28 protein-coding genes, 1 riboswitch and 1 other annotated feature are annotated in these 21,304 nt (G+C 42.3%); of the genes, 19 read left to right on the top strand and 9 right to left on the bottom strand.

Annotation, left to right across the window (positions count from 1 at the left end; all coding sequences use genetic code 11):
* Positions 1 to 26 precede the first annotated feature (26 nt).
* The 11 genes from Q7P33_RS07100 to Q7P33_RS07050 all read left to right on the top strand — a co-directional run bounded on the left by Q7P33_RS07100 (position 27) and on the right by Q7P33_RS07050 (position 6,687).
* On the top strand, positions 27 to 212 hold the full coding sequence (locus tag Q7P33_RS07100; protein WP_303868796.1) for a hypothetical protein: 186 nt from the start codon (positions 27 to 29) through the stop codon (positions 210 to 212).
* A 75-nt stretch (positions 213 to 287) separates the two neighbouring features.
* Positions 288 to 785: a GNAT family N-acetyltransferase gene (locus Q7P33_RS07095; protein ID WP_303868795.1), complete on the top strand. Its 498-nt coding sequence runs from the start codon at positions 288 to 290 to the stop codon at positions 783 to 785.
* A 255-nt stretch (positions 786 to 1,040) separates the two neighbouring features.
* Positions 1,041 to 1,190 carry a 50S ribosomal protein L33 gene (gene rpmG, locus Q7P33_RS07090; protein ID WP_014355470.1) on the top strand — a complete coding sequence of 50 codons (150 nt, stop codon included), beginning with the start codon at positions 1,041 to 1,043 and terminating at the stop codon, positions 1,188 to 1,190.
* Between the two features lie 18 nt (positions 1,191 to 1,208).
* The gene (gene secE, locus Q7P33_RS07085; protein ID WP_084633762.1) at positions 1,209 to 1,586 is read left to right on the top strand and encodes a preprotein translocase subunit SecE; all 378 of its coding nucleotides are present in this window, start codon (positions 1,209 to 1,211) and stop codon (positions 1,584 to 1,586) included.
* Positions 1,587 to 1,599: 13 nt separating this feature from the next.
* Entirely contained in the window at positions 1,600 to 2,136 is a 537-nt protein-coding gene (gene nusG / locus Q7P33_RS07080) for a transcription termination/antitermination protein NusG (protein WP_303868789.1), read from the top strand.
* A 71-nt stretch (positions 2,137 to 2,207) separates the two neighbouring features.
* Positions 2,208 to 2,633 carry a 50S ribosomal protein L11 gene (gene rplK, locus Q7P33_RS07075; RefSeq protein ID WP_070372472.1) on the top strand — a complete coding sequence of 142 codons (426 nt, stop codon included), beginning with the start codon at positions 2,208 to 2,210 and terminating at the stop codon, positions 2,631 to 2,633.
* 61 nt (positions 2,634 to 2,694) lie between these two features.
* Positions 2,695 to 3,384 carry a 50S ribosomal protein L1 gene (gene rplA / locus Q7P33_RS07070; protein WP_070372473.1) on the top strand — a complete coding sequence of 230 codons (690 nt, stop codon included), beginning with the start codon at positions 2,695 to 2,697 and terminating at the stop codon, positions 3,382 to 3,384.
* Positions 3,385 to 3,459: 75 nt separating this feature from the next.
* Positions 3,460 to 3,580, top strand: a sequence feature (ribosomal protein L10 leader region).
* A 24-nt stretch (positions 3,581 to 3,604) separates the two neighbouring features.
* Positions 3,605 to 4,126: a 50S ribosomal protein L10 gene (gene rplJ, locus Q7P33_RS07065; RefSeq protein ID WP_070372474.1), complete on the top strand. Its 522-nt coding sequence runs from the start codon at positions 3,605 to 3,607 to the stop codon at positions 4,124 to 4,126.
* Between the two features lie 47 nt (positions 4,127 to 4,173).
* Positions 4,174 to 4,557, top strand: a complete 384-nt coding sequence (gene rplL, locus Q7P33_RS07060) for a 50S ribosomal protein L7/L12 (protein WP_228882626.1) — start codon at positions 4,174 to 4,176, stop codon at positions 4,555 to 4,557.
* Positions 4,558 to 4,637: 80 nt separating this feature from the next.
* Positions 4,638 to 6,089 carry a proline--tRNA ligase gene (gene proS / locus Q7P33_RS07055; protein ID WP_303868785.1) on the top strand — a complete coding sequence of 484 codons (1,452 nt, stop codon included), beginning with the start codon at positions 4,638 to 4,640 and terminating at the stop codon, positions 6,087 to 6,089.
* 19 nt (positions 6,090 to 6,108) lie between these two features.
* The gene (locus Q7P33_RS07050) at positions 6,109 to 6,687 is read left to right on the top strand and encodes a hypothetical protein (protein ID WP_303868783.1); all 579 of its coding nucleotides are present in this window, start codon (positions 6,109 to 6,111) and stop codon (positions 6,685 to 6,687) included.
* Between the two features lie 60 nt (positions 6,688 to 6,747).
* Here the strand turns inward: Q7P33_RS07050 and folK are convergent, their stop codons facing one another.
* Genes folK through folE form a run of 4 tightly spaced genes read right to left on the bottom strand, consistent with a single transcriptional unit; the run spans position 6,748 to position 9,436 of the window.
* The gene (gene folK, locus Q7P33_RS07045; RefSeq protein ID WP_303868781.1) at positions 6,748 to 7,566 is read right to left on the bottom strand and encodes a 2-amino-4-hydroxy-6-hydroxymethyldihydropteridine diphosphokinase; all 819 of its coding nucleotides are present in this window, start codon (positions 7,564 to 7,566) and stop codon (positions 6,748 to 6,750) included.
* The gene (gene folP, locus Q7P33_RS07040; RefSeq protein WP_303868780.1) at positions 7,548 to 8,375 is read right to left on the bottom strand and encodes a dihydropteroate synthase; all 828 of its coding nucleotides are present in this window, start codon (positions 8,373 to 8,375) and stop codon (positions 7,548 to 7,550) included. Before folP ends, folK begins: the two co-directional genes overlap by 19 nt.
* A gap of 10 nt (positions 8,376 to 8,385) precedes the next feature.
* Positions 8,386 to 8,868, bottom strand: coding sequence for an HD domain-containing protein (locus Q7P33_RS07035; RefSeq protein ID WP_303868778.1), 483 nt, complete (start codon positions 8,866 to 8,868; stop codon positions 8,386 to 8,388).
* Between the two features lie 10 nt (positions 8,869 to 8,878).
* Positions 8,879 to 9,436 carry a GTP cyclohydrolase I FolE gene (gene folE / locus Q7P33_RS07030; RefSeq protein WP_303869020.1) on the bottom strand — a complete coding sequence of 186 codons (558 nt, stop codon included), beginning with the start codon at positions 9,434 to 9,436 and terminating at the stop codon, positions 8,879 to 8,881.
* A gap of 138 nt (positions 9,437 to 9,574) precedes the next feature.
* Positions 9,575 to 9,667, bottom strand: a riboswitch (THF riboswitch).
* 366 nt (positions 9,668 to 10,033) lie between these two features.
* On the opposite strand from folE, the gene Q7P33_RS07025 reads away from it, so the two are divergent.
* The 6 genes from Q7P33_RS07025 (at position 10,034) to Q7P33_RS07000 (ending at position 15,466) form a co-directional block, all read left to right on the top strand.
* On the top strand, positions 10,034 to 10,336 hold the full coding sequence (locus Q7P33_RS07025) for a hypothetical protein (RefSeq protein ID WP_303868776.1): 303 nt from the start codon (positions 10,034 to 10,036) through the stop codon (positions 10,334 to 10,336).
* A gap of 2 nt (positions 10,337 to 10,338) precedes the next feature.
* Complete coding sequence (locus Q7P33_RS07020; protein ID WP_303868774.1) at positions 10,339 to 11,634, top strand: hypothetical protein; 1,296 nt, start codon at positions 10,339 to 10,341, stop codon at positions 11,632 to 11,634.
* A 5-nt stretch (positions 11,635 to 11,639) separates the two neighbouring features.
* A complete protein-coding gene (locus Q7P33_RS07015; RefSeq protein ID WP_303868772.1) occupies positions 11,640 to 12,359 on the top strand; it encodes a hypothetical protein in 720 nt (239 codons plus the stop codon).
* A gap of 486 nt (positions 12,360 to 12,845) precedes the next feature.
* On the top strand, positions 12,846 to 13,556 hold the full coding sequence (locus Q7P33_RS07010) for a CoA transferase subunit A (protein ID WP_303868771.1): 711 nt from the start codon (positions 12,846 to 12,848) through the stop codon (positions 13,554 to 13,556).
* An 11-nt stretch (positions 13,557 to 13,567) separates the two neighbouring features.
* A complete protein-coding gene (locus Q7P33_RS07005) occupies positions 13,568 to 14,221 on the top strand; it encodes a 3-oxoacid CoA-transferase subunit B (protein WP_303868769.1) in 654 nt (217 codons plus the stop codon).
* A 21-nt stretch (positions 14,222 to 14,242) separates the two neighbouring features.
* Entirely contained in the window at positions 14,243 to 15,466 is a 1,224-nt protein-coding gene (locus Q7P33_RS07000) for an OFA family MFS transporter (RefSeq protein WP_303868767.1), read from the top strand.
* Positions 15,467 to 15,522: 56 nt separating this feature from the next.
* Here the strand turns inward: Q7P33_RS07000 and Q7P33_RS06995 are convergent, their stop codons facing one another.
* Positions 15,523 to 16,056 (bottom strand): M48 family metallopeptidase, encoded by a 534-nt coding sequence (locus tag Q7P33_RS06995; RefSeq protein ID WP_303868766.1) that lies wholly within the window; start codon positions 16,054 to 16,056, stop codon positions 15,523 to 15,525.
* 235 nt (positions 16,057 to 16,291) lie between these two features.
* Between Q7P33_RS06995 and thyX the strand changes: the two genes are divergently transcribed.
* Together thyX and Q7P33_RS06985 are read left to right on the top strand one after the other, a co-directional pair.
* Positions 16,292 to 17,062, top strand: coding sequence for an FAD-dependent thymidylate synthase (gene thyX / locus Q7P33_RS06990; RefSeq protein WP_303868765.1), 771 nt, complete (start codon positions 16,292 to 16,294; stop codon positions 17,060 to 17,062).
* A gap of 194 nt (positions 17,063 to 17,256) precedes the next feature.
* On the top strand, positions 17,257 to 17,988 hold the full coding sequence (locus Q7P33_RS06985; RefSeq protein ID WP_303868763.1) for a hypothetical protein: 732 nt from the start codon (positions 17,257 to 17,259) through the stop codon (positions 17,986 to 17,988).
* Between the two features lie 31 nt (positions 17,989 to 18,019).
* Here the strand turns inward: Q7P33_RS06985 and Q7P33_RS06980 are convergent, their stop codons facing one another.
* The 4 genes from Q7P33_RS06980 to fba all read right to left on the bottom strand — a co-directional run bounded on the left by Q7P33_RS06980 (position 18,020) and on the right by fba (position 21,139).
* The gene (locus Q7P33_RS06980; protein WP_303868762.1) at positions 18,020 to 18,499 is read right to left on the bottom strand and encodes an S-ribosylhomocysteine lyase; all 480 of its coding nucleotides are present in this window, start codon (positions 18,497 to 18,499) and stop codon (positions 18,020 to 18,022) included.
* A gap of 2 nt (positions 18,500 to 18,501) precedes the next feature.
* Complete coding sequence (locus tag Q7P33_RS06975; RefSeq protein ID WP_303868760.1) at positions 18,502 to 19,038, bottom strand: Holliday junction resolvase RecU; 537 nt, start codon at positions 19,036 to 19,038, stop codon at positions 18,502 to 18,504.
* Between the two features lie 2 nt (positions 19,039 to 19,040).
* Positions 19,041 to 20,018 (bottom strand): RluA family pseudouridine synthase, encoded by a 978-nt coding sequence (locus tag Q7P33_RS06970; protein ID WP_303868759.1) that lies wholly within the window; start codon positions 20,016 to 20,018, stop codon positions 19,041 to 19,043.
* Between the two features lie 191 nt (positions 20,019 to 20,209).
* Positions 20,210 to 21,139, bottom strand: a complete 930-nt coding sequence (fba, locus tag Q7P33_RS06965) for a class II fructose-1,6-bisphosphate aldolase (protein WP_303868757.1) — start codon at positions 21,137 to 21,139, stop codon at positions 20,210 to 20,212.
* Between the last annotated feature and the right edge of the window lie 165 nt (positions 21,140 to 21,304).

The raw sequence follows: 21,304 nt of genomic DNA, 5'->3' as shown, positions 1-21,304 counted from the left end.
GCAATGCAAAAACGGGGGGAGTGCTTATGGAAAACTATAAAAAGTATTTAATTGTCTGTGGACTGCTTTTATTGTTTGCGCTCATTTCTCCAATCATTATTGCATGGATTAGTGTGCTCCTTTCTCCGCTGATTACAACAGCAGGAGTCGTTGCCATTATTTTTATTGCGACGGTGCTGATTGCCTGGTTTGGTAAAATTGGTCGCAAATAAACGGTTGATAGCGTGTTTTCTGAGTAATCCGAACACAAAAAAAACAATCTGAATAAACAGGAGATAATTGACACATTGGAAATACGATTAGTAGAAGAAAGAGACTACTTAAGAGTGCTGGAAATTCTGAACGAGTCCATTGCGGCCCGAAAATTTACGGCTCAGCTTTCGCCGGCAACCATGGAGATGCGCAAAGACTGGTTCATTCATCATTCAGCGCCACGACATCCGATGTATGTGGCCGAAGTCGATGGCAACGTGGTTGGATGGGTAACACTCACAGAATTTCGTGCTGGCAGAGAGGGGTTTCGCTTTACTTCAGAAATAAGTTATTACCTGGACAGCCGTTTTCACCGCCAGGGCATTGGTTCAATGTTAATGCAGCGAGCGATTGAAGCGGCCCGGGAAATCGGCTTCAGAAACCTTGTAGCAGTCGTATTTGACACCAATATCAGCAGCCGTAAGCTTGTAAAAAAACATGGGTTCAGGTTATGGGGGCATATGCCAGAGGCAGTTGATATCGACGGAAACTTGATTGGTTGCGATTATTGGGGATTAAAAATAGAAAAATAGTAAATGCTGCTTGATTATTTTCGGCGTTGCTGATATAATTTTAATGTTGTTCAAAAGGCTCTAAGCCTTTTTTTATTTGGATCAACGCAATAATAATCGGACAGTCACCGATAAAGAAAATCATAGATGATTATCAATGTTTTCATTGACAAAAATTAGGGTCATATGGTATTCTATGTTAGTGACTATGAAAATAGGGAACGTGTGCCTGCATGTTCCTGCGGGTGTTGATATAAGGATGTAGGAGGTGCTGGAATGAGAGTAAAAGTTACTTTAGCATGTACAGAATGCAAGCAAAGAAATTACGATACCATGAAAAACAAGAAGAATAACCCTGATCGTTTAGAAGTGGATAAATATTGCAAGTTTTGCAAGAAGCATACACCACATAAAGAAACGAAATAATGGATAAAGAGGAATATCATGGCAACTAACAAAAAAAGTAAAAATGCCAGTAGTAAACAAGGAAAAGATAACACCCCACAACAGGCACAAAAAACCGATGATAAGGCTGCAAACCTCGTAAAAGAGGAAAAGAAAGCGCCTCAGTCAACGGCAAAAAATGAGAAAAAAACAGCAAAGAAGTCAAGCGATAAAAGCAAAGAACCGAATATTTTTCAGAAGATGGTTGGCTTTTTAAAAGGCGTACATCATGAACTGCGAAAAGTTACTTGGTTAACTAAAGATGAATTGATAAAGAAATCTGGTGTTGTTGCCGGGATTGTTGGGATATTCACTTTTCTCGTTTGGGTTGTTGATTCAGGATTAGGTGCACTTGCCGCGTTATTTATGAACATTTAGGTAAGGGAGAACCATGGATACTAATCAACAGGAACAGGCCCAATGGTTTGTAGCACATACCTATTCCGGTTATGAGAATAAGGTAAAGGCTAGCATTGAAGCCACCGTAGAAAACAGAAATATGGAGGACGTGATCCTTGAGGTTCAGGTTCCCGTACAAGAAATAGTGGAAAGTAAAAACGGCAAAAAAGTCGTTAAGGAAAAAAAGCTATTTCCAGGTTATGTCATGATTAAAATGTTCATGACAGATGATTCATGGTATGTTGTCCGAAATACCCGTGGTGTGACCGGGTTTGTTGGTCCTGCTTCAAAACCTGTTCCGCTCTCAAAGTCTGAACTTAAGAGTATGGGCATTCGTCAGCAACGTGTGGAAATCAGTATGCATGTTGGTGAAGAAGTCAAGGTCATTGAAGGACCATTAGAAGGGTTCACTGGTGTTATTGAAGAAGTGCATGCCGAGAAATCAAAGGTCAAGGTCAATGTTTCCATGTTTGGTCGAGATACCCTCGCTGAACTGGGATTTGAACAAATAGAAAAATTAAACACTTAAGGAAAAAACTATTCTTCATGCTTGCTCCTTTAGGAGAAAAAAAACTATAATAAAATGAAGGAGGTGTTATCATGGCAAAAAAAGTAATTGGTATGATTAAATTACAAATTCCTGCCGGTAAAGCAACACCAGCACCACCAGTTGGTCCTGCATTAGGTCAACATGGGGTTAACATTATGGGATTCTGTAAAGAATTCAATGCAAAAACTGCAAATGAAGCGGGAATGATTATTCCTGTTGTAATCACTGTTTATCAGGATCGATCTTACTCATTTATTACAAAAACACCACCAGCTGCGGTTCTATTAAAGAAAGTTGCTGGTATTGAGTCTGGATCTGGGGTACCAAACAAAACGAAGGTAGCTAAGGTTACAACTGAACAGTTAAGAGAAATTGCAACATTAAAGATGCCAGATTTAAATGCAGCATCTGTTGAAGCAGCGATGAGAATGATCGCTGGAACTGCCCGTAGCATGGGTATCACAATCGAAGAATAATTTTAGAAGGTAGAAACACCTTAAGTGGGAGGGAAACCGCTATTACCACAAGGAGGCAAAGATGAAAAAAGGAAAAAAATATCAGGATTTGGTAAAAAGCTTTGACAAGCAAGAACTTTTTGAAATTGATGCAGCAATTGCACAAGTCAAAAAACTGGCTACAGCAAAGTTTGATGAAACCATTGAATTGCATGTTAAATTGGGTGTTGACTCACGTCATGCAGATCAACAGGTTCGTGGAGCAATCGTTCTGCCACATGGTACTGGTAAATCAGTTAAAGTTCTGGTTATCGCCAAAGGTGATAAACTCAAAGAAGCTGAAGAAGCAGGCGCCGATTTCTTTGGTGAAGACGATATGATCGATAAAATTCAAAAAGAAAACTGGTTTGATTTTGATGTAATGATTGCTACTCCAGATATGATGGGTAAGGTTGGTCGTTTAGGTCGAGTATTAGGACCTAAAGGGTTAATGCCAAATCCTAAATCAGGAACTGTAACCATGGATATTGCCAAAGCTGTAGCGGATACCAAAGCCGGTAAGGTTGAGTATCGTTTGGATAAGACCAATATTATTCACGTAATCATCGGAAAAGCATCATTTACCGAAGAAGCCTTAAAAGAAAACATGATGGTATTATTGGAAACTGTTAAAAAAGCAAAACCAGCTGCTGCCAAAGGTCAATACTTCCGCAGTGTAACCCTGGCAAGCACCATGAGTCCTGGAGTTAAAGTCAATACAGGAAAAATCTAGAAGTTTATTGCTTTATAAATAATAAACTTTGAAACGACTTGACATAGAAAATGACAAATGATACAATAACGTCGTTGTAAAAGACGCATTCATCCATAGACAGTAGGTTTGTAAATCCTACCGAGGTTGAAGAGATAAACGCTTATGAATAATAAAGCTCTCTTCACGCTGTGGAGTGAGCTTTTTTGATACGATTTTATAAAGGAGGTGCAGATAATACATGCCAAAAATTGAAGAAAAACAAGTGATTGTCCAGGAAATTGCGCAAAAACTTCGTAACGCTCAAACAGCGGTTCTCGTAGATTATCGTGGGTTGAATGTTGAAGAAGTAACTGAGTTACGTTCCCTGGCGAGAGCAGCAGGTATCGACTATAAGGTATATAAAAATTCAATGATGCGGTTCGCTGCAAAAGAAACCGGTTTTGAAGGTTTACTTGACGTTTTGGTTGGACCTACTGCAATTGCTTTCTGTGATACAGATCCAGTTGCACCAGCTAAATTACTCAGCGAGTTTGCAAAAAAACATAAGGCTTTAGAAATTAAAGCAGGTATGGTAGATGGTAAAGTTTTAGATGTCAAAGGCGTCCAGGATCTAGCTGAATTACCACCACGGGAAGTATTGGTTGCCAAGGTTCTTGGCGGCTTGAACGCACCAATTTCAGGTTTTGTTAACGTACTTAACGGAAACATGCGTGGATTGGTTGTCGCATTAAATGCGATCGCAGAACAAAAACAAGCATAATTCGAAAAAAACTAAATTAAAGAAAGAATATTTGGAGGTTTTATAAAATGGCAAGTGAAAAAGTAACACAATTAATTGAAGACGTAAAAGGTTTAACCGTATTAGAATTATCTGAGCTGGTTAAAGCATTAGAAGAAGAATTCGGCGTTAGCGCTGCTGCTCCAATGGCTATGATGGCTGCTCCAGCTGCTGGTGGTGCTGCTGAAGAAGTAGAAGAAAAAACTGATTTCGATGTAATCCTGGCTTCTGCTGGCGATCAAAAAATCAAAGTTATCAAAGTTGTTCGTGAATTAACAGGCTTAGGCTTAAAAGAAGCGAAAGCATTAGTTGATGAAGCTCCAAAACCATTAAAAGAAGGCGCTACTAAAGAAGAAGCTGATGATATTAAAGCTAAAATTGAAGAAGTTGGCGGAAGCGTCGAAGTAAAATAATTACTCGATAACCACTAAAAATCACTTGCTTGCGCAGGTGATTTTTTTGTTTAACAGACGAAGTCTGAGAAAGAAGAACAATGGGAAAAAAACAGACAAATCAAGTGAAGGAAATCACCCCCATGGCGGTAGACTTCCCCCAATGGTATACCGATGTTATATCCAAAACCGAATTGGTGGACTATTCTCCGGTAAAAGGATTTATGGTGATTCGGCCCTACGGTTATGCGATTTGGGAGCTGATCCAGGGTGCTTACGATAAACGCTTCAAAGAAACCGGTCATGAGAACATGTATTTTCCGCTTTTGATTCCAGAAAGCCTTTTAACAAAAGAAGCGGAGCATGTCGAAGGGTTTGCGCCAGAGGTCGCCTGGGTTACCCATGGTGGCGGTAAAGAACTGGCAGAAAAACTGGCAGTGCGGCCTACATCAGAAACGATTATTTGCAGTATGTACTCCAAGTGGCTCAATTCCTATCGTCAACTGCCTTATTTGTATAATCAGTGGTGTTCAGTTGTACGGTGGGAAAAAACCACCCGACCATTCCTGAGAACCTCTGAGTTTTTATGGCAGGAGGGCCATACCCTCCATGAAACCCCAGAAGAAGCTCAGGAAGAAACCATGCAAATGCTGGGAATCTACCGGGAAATTGCTGAAAGCCACCTGGCCATGCCGATGGTCGTTGGTCGAAAAAGTGATAAAGAAAAATTTGCTGGCGCCGATGCCACCTATACCATGGAGGCACTAATGCACGATGGCCAGGCACTGCAATCAGGCACTTCTCATAATCTCGGGCAGCATTTTACCAAAGCCTTTGAGATTACGTACCTGGATCGCAATAATGAACAGTCCTTTCCTTATCATACTTCCTGGGGGGTATCGACCCGGTTGATCGGTGGGATTATCATGGTTCATGGTGATGATAATGGTCTGGTTTTGCCGCCGAAAATTGCTCCGATTCAGGTGGTCGTCATTCCAGTAGCCCAACATAAAGAAGGGGTATTGGATAAAGCCTGGGAAATCAGTAAAACATTGGGAAAAGATTTTAGAGTTAAGGTTGATGATCTGGACGGCTATTCCCCTGGCTGGAAATTTAACCAGTGGGAAATGAAAGGGGTGCCAATCCGCCTGGAAATCGGTCCTCGGGATATTGAAAATGGTCAATGCGTACTGGCCCGACGGGATACCGGTGAAAAAATTCAGGTCAGTCTTGACAATATCAGCCAGGCTGTGGATGACTTGTTGGTCGAAATTCAGGCCAATCTATTTAATAAAGCCCTGAAAATGCGGGAAGAAAAAACCTCCACAGCGGAAAACATCGACGAGTTCAAAAAGAATTTATCAGAAAATCCAGGATTTGTAAAAGCGATGTGGTGTGGTGAGCGGAGCTGTGAAGATCAGATAAAAGAAGAAACGGGTGCATCGATCCGTTGTATTCCTTTTGAAGAAGAACAGGAAGTGTTGTACGCAGGCAAATGTGTATGTTGTGGCAAGCCGGCACAAAAAATGGCCTACTTCGCCCGAGCATATTAGGAAGAATGAGCGTGTGAAAATGAGCAGCATTGCAATGACCAACCTGGGATTTTTCTTGAATGAAAGCGAGTTTTATGAACATATCCGGATGAAAAAAGGATCAAGACGGGCCTTGCCCATTGAGCGAATTCTTGAGTCAGCAAGAAATATTCCGAAGCCAAAGGTGCTCTATCGGGTATCCGAAGCGAAAATCATTGATGCTACTCACTTCACTCTGGATGGTGTTGAATTTATCAGTGAAGTTGGGGTAGAAAAAATTGCCAAGTCTACCTATGTTTTTCCGAATATCGTCACAGCCGGTCGGGAAATTGAGAACTATTGCCTTTCTCGAGAGAATGTTCTGGATCAGTACATTATCATGGAGCTCTGCAATTTCGCCTGCGAATTTGCCAGAGAAGCGCTGATACGTGATGTGAAGAATCGCTATGGCATCACGATAACAGATTGCATCTATCCGGGTGAAGATGGATTTCGTCTGGAATCGGGTAAGAAAATATTCAATTTATTCGACAATGTTGAAGCAGAAATTGGCGTTACGGTTACTGAGATGGGATTGACCACTCCGAGTCGGACAGCCTACGCAATTTATTTTGGCTAAACCAATTTAATCGATAAAACGCATAAAGAGGCCCTAAGTTATCCTTAGACGGCCTCTTTTTTAGGCATTTTTTAAATTGTTCAGTAGTTCAATCATTCGTAAATTGAGCAGAGGATGGACGAAATACGGTGCAATTTCAGCCATTGATTCCATTACAAAAGTTCGTTCCTGAATCCGGGGATGGGGTAGAATCACATGGGGATCATCACTGATCAGATTATCGTAAAATAAAATATCCAGATCAATAGTTCGGGGGCCCCAGTGAATCGTTCGTTCCCGTTTAAGTTCCAACTCGATCTCAAGTAGCCGGCTCATCAGGACAGGGGGCGGCAGGGTGGTTCTGATTTTTAAAACGCAGTTGAGAAAGGCATCCTGATCGGTGTAACCCCAGGGCTCGGTTTCAATAATTGTGGATTGGGTCAGAACTTCAATGCCTGAGGTGCTTTTTATGGCAGTAATGGCTTCGGCCAGATTCTGGTTGCGGTCACCCATATTGGTGCCAAGTCCGATAAATGCCTGGTGCCAGCCGCGGTTTATTTCGATGGCGACGGTATCCATTGATTTAAGTATCGGGGCCCAGGGTTTTTTTATGGTAATGCTGACATGTTTAACCATCGGGTAGTGTTTTAAAACATAAGTCGCAAGCATTTCGCCAGCGGTTTCGATCAGGTCGTAGCTTTCTTTTTTAAATTCGATCTCCAGGGCATGACAGAGTTCGCCATAATGAACTGATTTTGTCAAATCGCCGGTGAGGGCTGCTTCCTGCATGTCCAGAGATAATATTACAGAAATCAGAAACTTCTGGCCCAGGGTTTTTTCTTCGGGGAAAACCCCGTGATAGGCAAAGACCTCAAAGTCTTTTATATAGAGTTTGTCCATGGTGCTCCTTTCAGAATGCCAAAAGTCATTTGCGCCGCCCGTTTATTTTCCAGGACATCATGAACCCGAATAATCGAGGCGCCTTTCATAATCCCGATAACCGTGGTGGCCACAGTGCCCTCCACCCGTTCGGTTACCGGCAGATCCAGGGTCAGTCCGATAAAGCCTTTGCGGGAAGTACCCAAAAGAACCGGGTAGCCCAGACGTTGCAGGTCTTCTAAATGATGCATTGTTTCCATATTCTGGGCATAATCCTTGGCAAAGCCGATGCCGGGGTCAAGGATAATGGCGTCCTTAGAAATACCGGCGTTCAAGGCGATATCAATGGATTCCTGAAGATCGCTGTTAATATCAGCCATCAGGTTTTGATAATTCTGACTAGTACGGTTATGCATCAATACACAGGGCACCTGGTATTTGGCGGTCACGTCGGCAAGGGTCGGATCATACTTGAAGCCCCAGATGTCATTGACCATGTCGGCACCAGCCTGTAAGGCCGCTGTCCCAACAGACCCCTTGTAGGTATCGATGGAAATGGGAATGTCGAAACGTTGGCTGATTGCTTCAATCATTGGAACGACGCGTCCAATTTCTTCGGCATCACTGATTTGAGTATGACCGGGACGGGTCGATTCGCCGCCAAGATCAATAATATCAGCACCATCGGTGATCATTTTTTCCACCTGCCTCAGGCTGGCATCCAGATTATTAAACTTGCCGCCGTCAGAAAATGAATCGGGGGTAACGTTTAAGATCCCCATAATGAGGATCTGATTGGTTAAGTCAAAATTTTTATTGCCAATTCGCATGAATACTCCTTTAATATACGATGGTCAGGTTCTTTTTTTCACTTGACCAATCACATTCTTTTTCAACCGGGCAGCAAAAACATGCCCGGGATAATTTGTCGCTTTGATAAACTATTTGACTAAATCCCTTGGCTTTTGGATTACGATGATTAAGGATTGCATCCAGGATCAGATTTTTCTGATCGTCAGTGTAATCAAGGATTTTCAGCAAGGGTATTGCCAATTGATGAGAGGCAATTTCATGGGGTGTTTTGTCCTGATATTGAACAAAACGACCGATGTCGTGGAGCAATGCAGTGGTATAAATCAGGTCCCGGGAGAAGTTTAATCCGGCTTCCATGGTCTTGATACTGGCAATGCGGGCGACTGATAAAAAATGGTCGATGTCATGACGACAAAATGACCGACTGACCTCACACGCTGTTATTTTTTTTAGATAATTCTGATAATCAGTATTGTGAAAAAGGGTGTTGGTGTTTTTTAACTGATCCATTAACCACGTCCTATTTGATGCTTAAAAGTTTATGTACTTCGTCTTTGAGCTCCTTGTTATGTTGAAAGATACCGGCTTGCATAGCGGTAACAGTACGGGTGCCGGGACGTTTAACGCCGCGCATATTCATGCAGAGATGTTCGGCTTCAACAATTACCATAACGCCGCGGGCTTGCAGGTATTCCATAACGGCTTCACCAATTTCAGTGGTTAATACTTCCTGAAGCTGTGGTTTTTTGGCATAAACATCGACTGTACGAACCAGTTTAGACAGCCCGGCAACCCGACCATTGGGAATATAGGCAATGTGAACTTTACCGTAAAAGGGTAACAGGTGATGCTCGCACATCGAATAAAAGGGAATGTCCCGTTCAATGACAATATCATCTGATTTTACAGCAAAGGTTTTGGCCAGGTGTACTTCGGCAGTATGGCCCAGACCTGAAAAAATTTCAGCATACATCCGGGCAACCCGAGCAGGGGTTTCAACCAGGCCTTCTCGGGTGGGATCTTCGCCGATGGCTTCTAGAATCATTGTGACAGCTTCTTGGATTTTCTTTTGATCAATCATTTTTCTCCTATCGCCGAATCAACTTCCATTTGATCCGGAATGGTTTTTACTAAAACCAAATAAAAAAAGCATTACTTAAATAAAACAAAATGTTTTAAGCAATGCTTCCGCAACCCTTAATTGGTTGTTAAGGGGTCCAGCGGAAGCAACAAGATATCGCAATGAGTTCATTTCGTTTAAAGGCAACTTCCCATCCTCTAACACTTTACGCATCTTGTCTACTCTGTTATATTTAATTGGATGTATTTTAACACGGGACGGGGTTGGTTACAAGGGTAATATAACGTATTCTTAAACGTACTAAGGATCGATTGGCTTGTAATTTGCGGATAAAAAAATCAAAATAAAGTTAGTAAAATCAACAAAAAATGTAAAGAGAAAAAATTTAACCATTTTTTTAACAAAGTTTCCCGGTTGATGTAATCGATTGGCAATATTTTTACTTGTCGGTCCTTTGAAGATGAAATATATTTGCCAAAGTTGACAACAGAAAGCGGTGATCATTAAGAATTACATCGTTTACTTAAGCCGGATATGTTAAAATAACTCTGCGAAAGAATCAAAATTGCAATATGTATAGAAATGAGTAGGACGATGACCGAATCAGATATAATAACAGCCAACGTGCTAAGTAGTGATCAATTTATTAAAAAAACGTTGTATATGCGGGGAATTCATAAATGGGAATTTGACCGTTATCTGAGAAAAAAGGCCGAAACAATTCATGAGGATTGCTATACCGGTGCGGGCTGGCAGGTAACCTTGTCGCCGGAGCGACAGGAAAGTATCGGGGTCTGTTCACTGGTGGCAGTGGATGTTACCCTGGTGGTGGAAAAGGATCAGTTTGACGACTTTTTGCGTAGCTTTCGAAAGAACTTTCTGCGAGGCGGAGGTTGACCATGGAAGAAAAGAATCACAAGAAGAGTTTTTACTCGCTGGACAACGCCGGGGTGCTCTATACGGCCATTGCCTCATCGCGGATCACCACAGTATACCGGATGACGGTGGAATTATCAGAAGAAATCCAACCAGTGACGTTGCAAAAAGCCCTGGAACAGATTATTCACCGGTTTCCTTATTTTCAGGTGACGTTAAAACGTGGTTTTTTCTGGTATTACTATGAACACACCGAGGCGATACCAAGGGTCGAGGAAGAAACCTATTATCCCTGTAAAACGATGCGACAACGGCAGGGCAAGACCTTTCCCTTTCGGGTGCTCTATTATAAAAAATACCTTCATGTCGAATTTAATCACAGTATCTGTGATGGCAGCGGTGGACTGGCTTTTTTGCAAACGCTGATTATCGAATATTTTAAACTGTTAAAGGAGATTGTTCCAAAAGATCTGGGTAAAGCCATGGATATTCACTCAGACGTGGATCCGGGAGAGTTTGAAGACTCCTTTAAGGTCTATTATGAAGAAAACGTACCGCCGCCGCCGGGCAGTAAAAAGGTCTTTCATTTTCCCTTTGAACTACTGGATAAGGGGGAATATCTGTTGTTGACGGGCTTTGTGCCGGTGGCACCTTTATTGACCCTGGCTAAGCGTCATGGCTGTACCCTAACCCAGTTTATTTTGGCTCTTTACTTTGAAAGTATCCAGGAGTACATTATGGAGCTGCCGATCAGCGAGAAAAAAAAGCGTCGCCAGCGGATTGCCATCAATGTACCGGTAGACTTGCGAAAGATGTTTCCTTCGATTACACTGAGAAATTTCTTTATCAGTCTCAATCCAGAGATTGATCTGGCATTGGGCTATTATACCCGTGCGGAAATTATTGAGCAGATCAAAGGGTATATGGGTCTATATATGAATCGGAAGCATATTAACCGCTATATTTCAAGAAATGTACGTAATGAACAACTGATATTTTTGAGAATCATTCCTCTGTGGGTAAAAAAACTGTTGATGCCCGTTGTCTATAAACGCTACGGCGAACGGGGTTATACCAGTGGCTTATCCAATTTGGGGGTGGTCACGGTTCCGGAAGAGCTTCGCCCTTATGTGAAGAGTTTTGAAGTGTTCCCATCTCCCAGCGCTGAAAGCCGCTTGAAAATGGTAACAGTCAGTTATGACAACCAGCTGGCGCTGTGTTTTGGCAAAACCACCGGAGAAACGGTGATTGAAAAGATTTTTTTCAGAAAAATCAGACAGCTGGGAATTCCGGTAAAAATAGAAACGAATAAGAGGTGAGAAACATGGCGTATTGTCCAAAATGTGGTGTTGAGGTTGAAAACGATGTAAAAAACTGTCCGCTCTGCGACTTTCCCATTCCGGATGTCAATGGCGGGAATTATTCTCAGGACAGTAAATATCCCCAGGCAATCAACACCTATGATGAGGATCATCTGGGAAAAAAGAATCAGGCGTTCTTTTCGATTACGATTATTGCAGCCAGTATTATGGTGATTATTGGTGTCATCTATCTGGTTTACCCCTGGAATCATGTTTTGCTTAAATACATCGCGTTGGCAGATCTTAGCATCTTTGCGATGGTTTTTTTTGCCATGGGTTATCTCAAACCGAACTATAACTTTCTGGGAGCTTATATTACTGTGGTGATTATCTGTCTATCTGTTTACATGATTGGCGGAAGCCAGACTAACTGGTTTTTAAGTTATGCATTTCCGATTGCCACCCTGGTTTATCTGGACATCAGCCTGTTTCGTTTTATTCTCAAACACACCAGGCACAAAAGTCAGTTTATTTTTATTCCCACCAATCTGATTCTTTTTGTGATTGTTCTGGCAATTGGTATTGATGGAATCATCAGCTTAAATGTTCAGGGGGGAGTCCAATTAACCTGGTCATTGATTGTAGCGGTCTCGGGCCTTTGTATCATTGGGCTGCTCCAGACGATTTATCATCGGATTCCCGAAAAAACCAGAAGAATGTTAAAAAAGAAAATGCATGTATGATTGGTAACGAATTGATTGAGGTGATTAACGTTAGCTTTAATAAGTTCAAATTAAGAGTTTCCTAAAAGATGGCTGGATAAGATAGTATTGCTATTTTATCCAGCTATTTTTTTATTTCTGACTAAATAATATATAAATGAGTAAAAATATGTTAAAAAAATGATTATAATACCTTTAAATTTAAATTAAAGAACTAATACTTTAAAATTCTTAATAAATATGAATAATCAGATATTATTCTGTTCATGTTTGATTTTAAGTGAGTTCTTGAGATAGATTAAAGATACTTCAAACATGAATATAAGAGTAACATTAATATCTCAAAGACACGCTTCAGATACATTGGATTTAACCCTAGAGAAATAGTATGAAAAATTCCATTTATCAGTCAAAAAATTCTCGTTTCAATTGACCGGTTTCGTGTTAAATTGAGGAACCATCTTAAAATGATTGGGAAATTATTACATGCAAAAGGAGGTCATTGTAATGGCAGTACAAATTACGACAGCAGAAGCCGTAAAAAAAATTGTTGATCAATCTTCTGTTATGATCGGAGGATTCTTAGGAGCTGCTGTTCCGCTAAAAATGATCGATGAAATAGCAGCAGCTGGCGTTAAAAATCTTACCGTTATCAGTATTGGCGCCGGGTATCGAGGTGGTGGTGTGGATGTCGGCAAGTTAGTCCTGAATCATCAGATTATCAAATATGTCACATCCCATGTGGGAACTGATCCGAATTTAATCAAACAGATTGTAGGAGAGGAAGTCGAACTGGAGTTAAGTCCCATGGGTACCTTTGTGGAACGGGTTCGGGCTGGTGGTGCCGGATTGGGTGCCGTTGTCACACCAGTGGGGATGGGAACAGAGGTCGAAGCGATGGCACAAAAAATTACCGTCGATGGAAAACCATATCTGTTATTTAAGCCGATTCGGGCTGATGTGGCGGTCATTAAAGCCTATCGGGCTGACCCCTTGGGAAATTTGCAATATCAGGGAATGAGTAATACGAATCCGATTATGGCAACGGCTGCCGACATTGTCATTGCCGAGGTGGATGAGATTGTCGAGATTGGCGAGATTGCCTGTGAACAAGTTGGGACGCCAGGAATCTTTGTGGATTATATTGTTCAGGGACATCGTTATGAAGAACGAAAGACGATTTATGAAGAAATGTGGATCGCTACAAATAAATTATAGGAGGTGCCAAAATGCCTAGAAATTATATAGCCAGAAGAATCGCTAAGGAATTTAAAGATGGAATGTATGTCAATTTGGGAATCGGCATACCGACCGAATCGGCCAATTATATTCCAGAAGGAACCCGGGTGTTTCTCCAGACCGAAAATGGCGGCCTGATGTTCGGGCCAAAACCAAAGCGGGGTGAAAGCAATCCGGATATTGCCAATGCTGGAGCCGAGCCGATTACCATGCTGCCTGGTGGTGCGGTGTTTGATGTGGCCACTTCGTTTGCGATGATTCGGGGTGGACATATTGATATGACGGTGGTTGGGGCTCTGGAGGTTGATGAAACGGGCAGTATCGCCAGCTGGAAAATTCCCGGGAAGCTGTTGACGGGGATGGGAGGTGCCATGGATTTACTGTATGGTTGCAAGCGCGTAGTTGTGGCGATGACCCATACCGACAAGCACGGAAACCCGAAAATCAGAAAAAAATGCACCCTGCCTCTAACCGCCGCTGGGGTCGTGGATATGATCATTACCGATAAGGCGGTGTTTCGGGTGGCGAAAGACGGTTTGTATCTGGAAGAACTGGCACCAGGGATAACGGTTGCTGAGATTGAGCAGCTCACCGAAGGGACAATTTTAAACATCATCGAATGGGAACATATCGAAATTACTTAGAAAGATCAAAGAGGAAAGAATATGAATAACAATAGAAAATGGTTGATTCTGGCTGTAAGTATTGTGATTAACTTGTGTATCGGCTTTGCCTACGCCTGGAGCGTTTTCTCAAAACCGTTGCAGGTAGATTTTGGCTGGACACCCTCCCAGGCATCAATGGCTTTTACCATCAACTTATTTGTTTTGCCGATTGCGATGATTTTTGCCGGGCCGTTGGTAAAACGTTTCGGGGTTCGGGTGGTTGTTTTATTAGGTGGGCTGTTGTTTGGCTTGGGCCTTTACTTAAGCGGAATGATCACCACCGTTTATCAGATCTATATTACCTATGGTTTAATTGCCGGGTCGGGAATTGGACTGATCTACTCAATTACCGTTTCCAATACTGTTAAATGGTTTCCTGAATACAAGGGCTTGGCGGGTGGCCTGACGGCGGGTGGTTTTGGAGCCGGTTCACTGATTTTTGCCCCGGTGGCGGTACAGTTTATAGCTGCTCAAGGCGTAATGGGGGCTTTCCAGACCTTAGGATTAATCTTTGCCGGGGTGATTCTGGTGCTGGGGATCTTTATTGCCGCTCCGCCGGTATCGGATACTGATAACAAAGCGACCACTGTGGTAGCAAATCAAAGTAGTGGAGATGTCACCACCCGGGATATGTTAAAAACGGTTGATTTTTATGTGATTTGGGGATTGATGGTGCTGGGCTGTATCTCCGGATTAATGATTATCAGTCAGGCTTCACCAATTGGCCAGGTGATGGTGGGGTTATCGCCCGAACAAGCGGCTTTTGCAGTTGGATTTATCGGACTGGCTAATGCCACCGGACGGGTTGTTTGGGGAACTGTTTCCGACAAGATTGGACGCTACAATACCTTGATGTGTATGTTTGCTTTAAGTGGTGCTGGCTTAGTGGCCTTGTATTTTACCAAAGATTTACCGCTTTTTATGGTAGGGATTTGTTTGATTGCGGCCAGTTATGGCGGGGTGTTCGGATTATTCCCGTCAATTACGGCTGATAATTTCGGGATTAAAAATTTGAGTATGAATTATGGGGTGGTCATGACCGGCCTTTCAATCGGGGCCTTTATTGGACCGCAAATTGCGGCCTATGCTGTCGAAAAAAGTGGTGGCAGTTATGACCTGGCCTTTATTATTACCTTGGGCATTAATATTGCAGCGATTATTCTGGTATTGGTTGCCAAACGGATGAATGCTAAACACAAAATGATGCTGGCAACAGAACAATAAAAAATTCAAAGGTAAAAAAACAAGATCTGTCTCAGTGCGACAGATCTTGTTTTGATTTAGGTTAAGCGATATTTGCGGTTGAGCATGTCTTCCCGTTCTTTCCAGTCTGACATCAGTGTGCCCAGGGCCCCGTAGAAGGAAAGGTTATGATTGGGAAAACGGAAGTGCAGCATTTCGTGCAAAGCAATGTATTCAATACATTCCTTGGGGGTTTTAATCAGCTCCAGATTAAGGATCACCCGCTGACTTTTAGGTGAACAGGCACCCCAGCGGTTGTCGAGACGATAGATTTTAAGGTCGGGAAAACGGATTTGATAGGGCGCCGCTTTGATGATGGCAGCAGCCATGGCTTCAACAAAGACTTCCCGGGCCTGTTCCCGGTACCACATATCCAGAACAAATTCTTTATGAGAAAGGGATGAAACATCCTGGACATTAAGAACCATGTTATAGTTGTTGATCACGACACCAGTGGTGGGGGATTCTTCAATCATCAGGCGATAGTAATCACCCAGAAATTTATGTTTTTCACCAGTTTTGTACTGATAGTTTTTTAATAATTCAGGGACGGTATCAAGATTGCCAAACATAGGGGTACCTCCATCTTCTGGTTGAACAATTCATTTTGACAATTATATCCAAGAAGCAGCTAAATCTGAATAGAAATAGTTGTCACCATAGGGAAAGAATTGGTGATTAACTTGTAAATTTTTAAGATGCCGTTTATGAACTGTACTTTCACTGGAAAAATGTTATAATGAGATATTATCGTTCCCGAACATGTTGAGAATAATCAGAAGTGTTTTTAAATGAAAGGAGAATCTTATGGAGACAAGATTAAGTGTAACTTTGATTCAACACACCCCGGATCCTGAGAAATTAGTTGCGGCAGCGGCCAAGCTGTGTTATTCCAAAGCCGGTGCCGGTGAGATCATGGATGACTTGACCGATGACAATGTGGAGCGCTTCTTAACCCGTTTGATGGACATGGGTCACGCATCACCCATTGAACATGCCAGCTTTACCTTTGCCATTGAAGGAGTCAGTCGGGCCTTAACCCATCAGCTGGTACGCCATCGGATGGCCAGTTTCAGTCAGAAATCACAACGCTATGTAGCCGAAGGTCAGTTTAGTTATGTGATTCCTCCGGAAATTAAAGCTCTGCCGGATGGCGAAAAGATCTTTGTGGAAGGAATGGAAAACGCTCAAAAGACCTATGATGCACTGGCCCAAAGACTTATTGAAAAATACACAAAAGAGTTGATGGCAGCAGGACTTTCAGAAAAACAGGCTGCGATGGCGGCTGAAAAGCGGGGTATCGAAGATGCTCGATTTGTTTTGCCCAATGCCTGCGAAACGAAAATTGTGACCACTATGAATACCCGGGAACTGCTGCATTTCTTTAATCAGCGTTGTTGCAATCGGGCCCAATGGGAAATCCGGGAACTGGCTACCCAAATGCTTAAAGAATGTAAAAAAGTGGCCCCTTTACTCTTTAAAAACGGTGGCCCCCGTTGTGTCGAAGGCCCTTGCCCAGAAGGCAGTATGACCTGTGGCCAAATCGTTGAAGTCAGAGAAAAATTCAAACACATTTAGGATATTGATATATGTGTTATCCAATAAAAATAAACTAAAAATTGAAAAGGTCGTGAAAAGGTATGTTGGAAATTAAAAATCCCGAAAAACAGAATATTATGATTGCTTTAATCGTCGCTGTTTTAGGGATCGCTATTATTTTTGTTCCGTTTGTAATAAAAGCGGTGGTAAGCTATTAGTTTTACTTTACCTATGTGGGTGTGGTTATTATTGTTTTTTCGCTGGGTTATGCTATCTTTTTCTACCGCCGGTATCGCCAGTTTGAAACGTTTCTGGCAAATAAAGACGAAGCGCTGGTCTGGGAATACGATGAAGCTCAATATGAGGGATTTATTGGCGAGTTAAACCAGATTCAGAAAAATTCCGAGAAGAAGAAGATCTGGATTTTATTGGGAATCGAATTGGTTATTTCGGTTTTACTGGTGATTATGCTCTCAGAAGGATCGAAGTGGCTGGGGTTTGTTTTTTTCATTTTTTTTGCCACTATGTCAGTACTGTTCACTATCATCTTACCGCAGAGTTTTAAATATAGGGCGCTGGTAAAACCGTATGTTACGATTATCCAGGAAGACAGTGCCTACATTATGGGGCGGTTTCATAAATGGACGAAAGCGCAGGCGAAGCTGAAAAATTATGACAATGGTGAAAAAATGTACAAGGTCTTAGCGATTAATTATGAAGCCTTAACCCGAAATGGCAAGCTGTTTCAGGAATGGACTGCCGTTATCCCAAACCCTGACGACAGCAGGATGATTGCCGATGCCAAAACATGGGTCAGCAGAATCAATAAATACACGCGACTCCATGAAAAGCAAATGAGTGAACGAAAATCTGGGTCGGAGAAATTGTTTGAAAAAATGCTTGGTAAAAGCAAAAATGACAATAAAAAATTAGAAAAGGCAACTGATTCAAAAGCTCGCAAATAAAAAAAGCCCACCGGGCTTTTTTTTATGGATTCTATTCAGGATAAATCATATTTTCTGGTTGGATTTTTTCAAGAATTTCAGTAAGAAACTTCTGGGCTTCATAGCGGGCCATGGGGAGGTTCATATCCAGATAATTGCCACAGTCTCGGGGTGAGGCACCGGGAATTTCATCCTGATAATCGGCCATAAAGGTAAATAGCTTGATAATCAAGGGCATGATATCGGCTGGGGTTCGTTCCCCTTTCATTAGCAGGTAGAAGCCGGTGCGGCAGCCCATTGGGCCAAAATAGACAATTTCATCACTGAGTACCGGGTCGTTGCGCAGAAAAGTTGCGCCCAAGTGCTCCATGGCATGGAGTTCGCCGTTGTTAATTACTGGTTCGCGGTTGGGTTCTTTCATCCGGATATCAAAGGTGGTGATGCAGTGATCGCCGCAATAATCTTTTCGGGAGATATAGACTCCTCGTAGTAAATCCAGGTGGTTAATGGTGAAGCTGGCAATTTTTTTCATTATTATTTTTCCTTTCTGGTAAGATAATGGTTAATGGCCTCCAGATAATGAAGGAGGATATTATGGTAAGGATAAATTCGCAGATTCTGGTCGAAGTCCCCGTAGGGGATGGATTTGCGACCACTATGCTGGGCACGATCCCAATAGGTTTTTAGAATATCGAAGGGCAGCAGGAAGGTTTCATCGCAGAATTTAAAATGAACAATCAGGAAGGACAGCCCCTCCTGTTTTTCAAAGGCTTCCATAAATTCTATCTGATGCTGATGGATATTGGCAATCGGCAAGCGTTTCTGGCTGGTTTCCTTGGCATCAAAGCAGACCGGAATTCCCTGAATGTTGCCCAGATAGTCGACGGTACTTTTCTCTTCAAAATAGGCCAGTTTAATGGTACCTTTAGCAGGATCCAACTCTACTGGTTTGATGGAAGTGGGAATTTTCTGAACGACCGCCAACCCCTGTTCCAGATAGATTTTATTGGTGATATTTAAGTTTTCCTCAAGCTGACTGCCCCGCAGCCCCCGGCTGTTCCAGTAACCCATGTTTATTGCTCCGATAGAAACGGATCTTTAAAGCCAAAGCGCTTTAAGGCTTTTTCAAAAACCGGTGGAAGCGGGGCGGTAAAGGTTTTATTCATGTCAGGCAGGGTGTACCGGGCGCTGTGGAGCAATTGGCTTTTCAGGCCGAATTCTTCATATAAACGGCTGTTAACCAGGCGACTCCCATATTTGGGATCACCGACAATCGGCAAACCCATGGCTGAAAGTTGAACCCGAATCTGGTGGGAACGGCCAGTTTTTAAAATGATTTTTAACAAGGCATAGTCACCGTGACCAGCCAGAGTTTCATAGTTCAGGACGGCCTTTTTATCGGTTGGGGCGGTTTGCTGTGGCGAGAAGGTAACAGAGTTTTTATCACCATCTTTTTTTAAATAGCCAGTAATTTCATCGGCAGTCTTGGGTTTTCCGGTAACGATGGCGAAGTAGATCTTTTTGGTGCGATCCTCCCGGATCGCACAATTAACCGCTTGAAGGGTTTTGTAATTCTTGGGAACCAGGATGATTCCGGTTGTGTTTTTATCCAATCGATTGGCACAGGCGGGGGTGAAGGTTAAATTGGTTTTGGGGTCATAATCGCCTTTTTTTATCAGATAGTTAACGGCATAGTCAATCAGGGATGGTTCTTCGGATTTATCTGGCTGCGTGAGTAATTCAACGGGTTTATTAAGCACCAGCAGATCATTGTTTTCAAAAATAATATCGAGTTGTGGGCTGTTTCTATCCAATTTTTTCGGTGGTGTATCAACCCTAAAATTGGCAATGGTTTCTTCTGCGAAGTAAATCGAAACCACATCGCCAGCGGTAATTGCTGTGGATGGCTCCGATTTTTGGCCATTTAGTTTGATCCGCTTTTTTCGCAGCATCTTCTGGAGAAATCCTGTAGAGGCTTGGGGCATCAGTTTTTTAAGAAAGCGATCCAGTCGTTGGTTGCTTTCATTTTCAGTAATAACAATTGTTTTCATCGATAATCCTTAAATAGTGTTTTGTGTTATTATACCATGGATGTGGCGTGAATAAATTAAGTTTCGGTCATGGAGACGGAAAAATTAATTAAGCGGGTATTTTTTAAATATAAAAGAGCATCTGCCCAAGTAATCAAAGTTAGCTTGTGCGATGCTCAAAAAACGGAGAAACACGTTAAGGATAAAATAAATTATCGTTTGTGGCTGCAGTCCAGGACATTTTTAATTTTATGGGCAACCATGGCTTTGATGGCGGATCGACCAGGTCCCAAATATTGACGGGGATCGAACCAACCGGGATTTTCAACAAAAACCTGGCGGATCGAGGCAGTCATGGCCAGACGCAGATCGGTATCGATATTGATTTTACAAACGCCAGATTTTGCAGCTTTTCGCAACATGTCTTCGGGAACACCCTGAGCGCCAGGAATTTGTCCACCGTATTGATTGCAAAGATTGACGAACTCTTTGGGAACCGAAGAGGCCCCATGGAGTACCAAAGGAAAGCCGGGGAGCATGTCGGAAATTTTGTAAAGCCGTTCAAAATCCAGTCGGGGTTCGCCTTTAAATTTGAAAGCACCATGGCTGGTGCCAATTGTTATAGCTAACGAATCACAGCCAGTTCGTTCAACAAACTCGACCGCTTCATCGGGATCAGTATAGGTTGCATTGCGGGTATCGACGTTGACATCATCTTCAACGCCAGCCAGTTTTCCCAGCTCGGCTTCAACGACAACGCCATGATCATGAGCGTATTCGACCACTTGCTTGGTTAAGGCAATATTTTCAGTGAAGGAGTGTTTTGAACCATCGATCATAACCGAGGTAAAACCGCCATCGACACAGGCTTTGCAAATCTCGAAATCATCACCGTGATCTAAGTGGAGGCAGATATCCAAACCAGTGACTTCGACGGCTGCTTCAACCAATTTTTTAAGATAGACCGGATGGGCATATTTTCTGGCCCCTGCCGATACTTGTAAGATAAGAGGCGCTTGTTCTTCGGCAGCTGCTTCTACGATTCCCTGGATTATTTCCATATTATTAACATTAAAAGCCCCGACGGCATAGCCACCGTCATAAGCTTTTTTGAACATTTCAGTTGATGTTACTAGTCCCATTTTGAAAACCTCCTAAGTGTTATCACATTTTGCTTGTTGTTTTATATGACATTTTTATTTAGCGACAGTAGTATCAGTATACTATCTTTTGTGATAATACTCAAGCAATCAGAACAAATTTGATCGGTATTTACATTTTTATCTGCATGGAAATTAAGAAAAAAT

Origin of the sequence: Acetobacterium wieringae (assembly GCF_026646375.1) — a bacterium.
Classification (GTDB): Bacteria; Bacillota; Clostridia; order Eubacteriales; family Eubacteriaceae; genus Acetobacterium; species Acetobacterium wieringae_A.
The sequence above is the reverse complement of the archived record's forward strand: the minus strand, read 5'-3'. Positions and strand labels throughout refer to the sequence as shown.

Coding starts and splice junctions, on each gene's coding strand:
- Q7P33_RS07100 (WP_303868796.1), top strand. CDS start 27: ATGGAAAACTATAAAAAGTATTTAATTGTCTGTGGACTGCTTTTATTG.
- rpmG (WP_014355470.1), top strand. CDS start 1,041: ATGAGAGTAAAAGTTACTTTAGCATGTACAGAATGCAAGCAAAGAAAT.
- secE (WP_084633762.1), top strand. CDS start 1,209: ATGGCAACTAACAAAAAAAGTAAAAATGCCAGTAGTAAACAAGGAAAA.
- nusG (WP_303868789.1), top strand. CDS start 1,600: ATGGATACTAATCAACAGGAACAGGCCCAATGGTTTGTAGCACATACC.
- rplK (WP_070372472.1), top strand. CDS start 2,208: ATGGCAAAAAAAGTAATTGGTATGATTAAATTACAAATTCCTGCCGGT.
- rplA (WP_070372473.1), top strand. CDS start 2,695: ATGAAAAAAGGAAAAAAATATCAGGATTTGGTAAAAAGCTTTGACAAG.
- rplJ (WP_070372474.1), top strand. CDS start 3,605: ATGCCAAAAATTGAAGAAAAACAAGTGATTGTCCAGGAAATTGCGCAA.
- rplL (WP_228882626.1), top strand. CDS start 4,174: ATGGCAAGTGAAAAAGTAACACAATTAATTGAAGACGTAAAAGGTTTA.
- proS (WP_303868785.1), top strand. CDS start 4,638: ATGGGAAAAAAACAGACAAATCAAGTGAAGGAAATCACCCCCATGGCG.
- Q7P33_RS07050 (WP_303868783.1), top strand. CDS start 6,109: ATGAGCAGCATTGCAATGACCAACCTGGGATTTTTCTTGAATGAAAGC.
- folK (WP_303868781.1), bottom strand. CDS start 7,566: ATGGACAAACTCTATATAAAAGACTTTGAGGTCTTTGCCTATCACGGG.
- folP (WP_303868780.1), bottom strand. CDS start 8,375: ATGCGAATTGGCAATAAAAATTTTGACTTAACCAATCAGATCCTCATT.
- Q7P33_RS07035 (WP_303868778.1), bottom strand. CDS start 8,868: ATGGATCAGTTAAAAAACACCAACACCCTTTTTCACAATACTGATTAT.
- Q7P33_RS07025 (WP_303868776.1), top strand. CDS start 10,034: ATGACCGAATCAGATATAATAACAGCCAACGTGCTAAGTAGTGATCAA.
- Q7P33_RS07020 (WP_303868774.1), top strand. CDS start 10,339: ATGGAAGAAAAGAATCACAAGAAGAGTTTTTACTCGCTGGACAACGCC.
- Q7P33_RS07015 (WP_303868772.1), top strand. CDS start 11,640: ATGGCGTATTGTCCAAAATGTGGTGTTGAGGTTGAAAACGATGTAAAA.
- Q7P33_RS07010 (WP_303868771.1), top strand. CDS start 12,846: ATGGCAGTACAAATTACGACAGCAGAAGCCGTAAAAAAAATTGTTGAT.
- Q7P33_RS07005 (WP_303868769.1), top strand. CDS start 13,568: ATGCCTAGAAATTATATAGCCAGAAGAATCGCTAAGGAATTTAAAGAT.
- Q7P33_RS07000 (WP_303868767.1), top strand. CDS start 14,243: ATGAATAACAATAGAAAATGGTTGATTCTGGCTGTAAGTATTGTGATT.
- Q7P33_RS06995 (WP_303868766.1), bottom strand. CDS start 16,056: ATGTTTGGCAATCTTGATACCGTCCCTGAATTATTAAAAAACTATCAG.
- thyX (WP_303868765.1), top strand. CDS start 16,292: ATGGAGACAAGATTAAGTGTAACTTTGATTCAACACACCCCGGATCCT.
- Q7P33_RS06980 (WP_303868762.1), bottom strand. CDS start 18,499: ATGAAAAAAATTGCCAGCTTCACCATTAACCACCTGGATTTACTACGA.
- Q7P33_RS06975 (WP_303868760.1), bottom strand. CDS start 19,038: ATGGGTTACTGGAACAGCCGGGGGCTGCGGGGCAGTCAGCTTGAGGAA.
- Q7P33_RS06970 (WP_303868759.1), bottom strand. CDS start 20,018: ATGAAAACAATTGTTATTACTGAAAATGAAAGCAACCAACGACTGGAT.
- fba (WP_303868757.1), bottom strand. CDS start 21,139: ATGGGACTAGTAACATCAACTGAAATGTTCAAAAAAGCTTATGACGGT.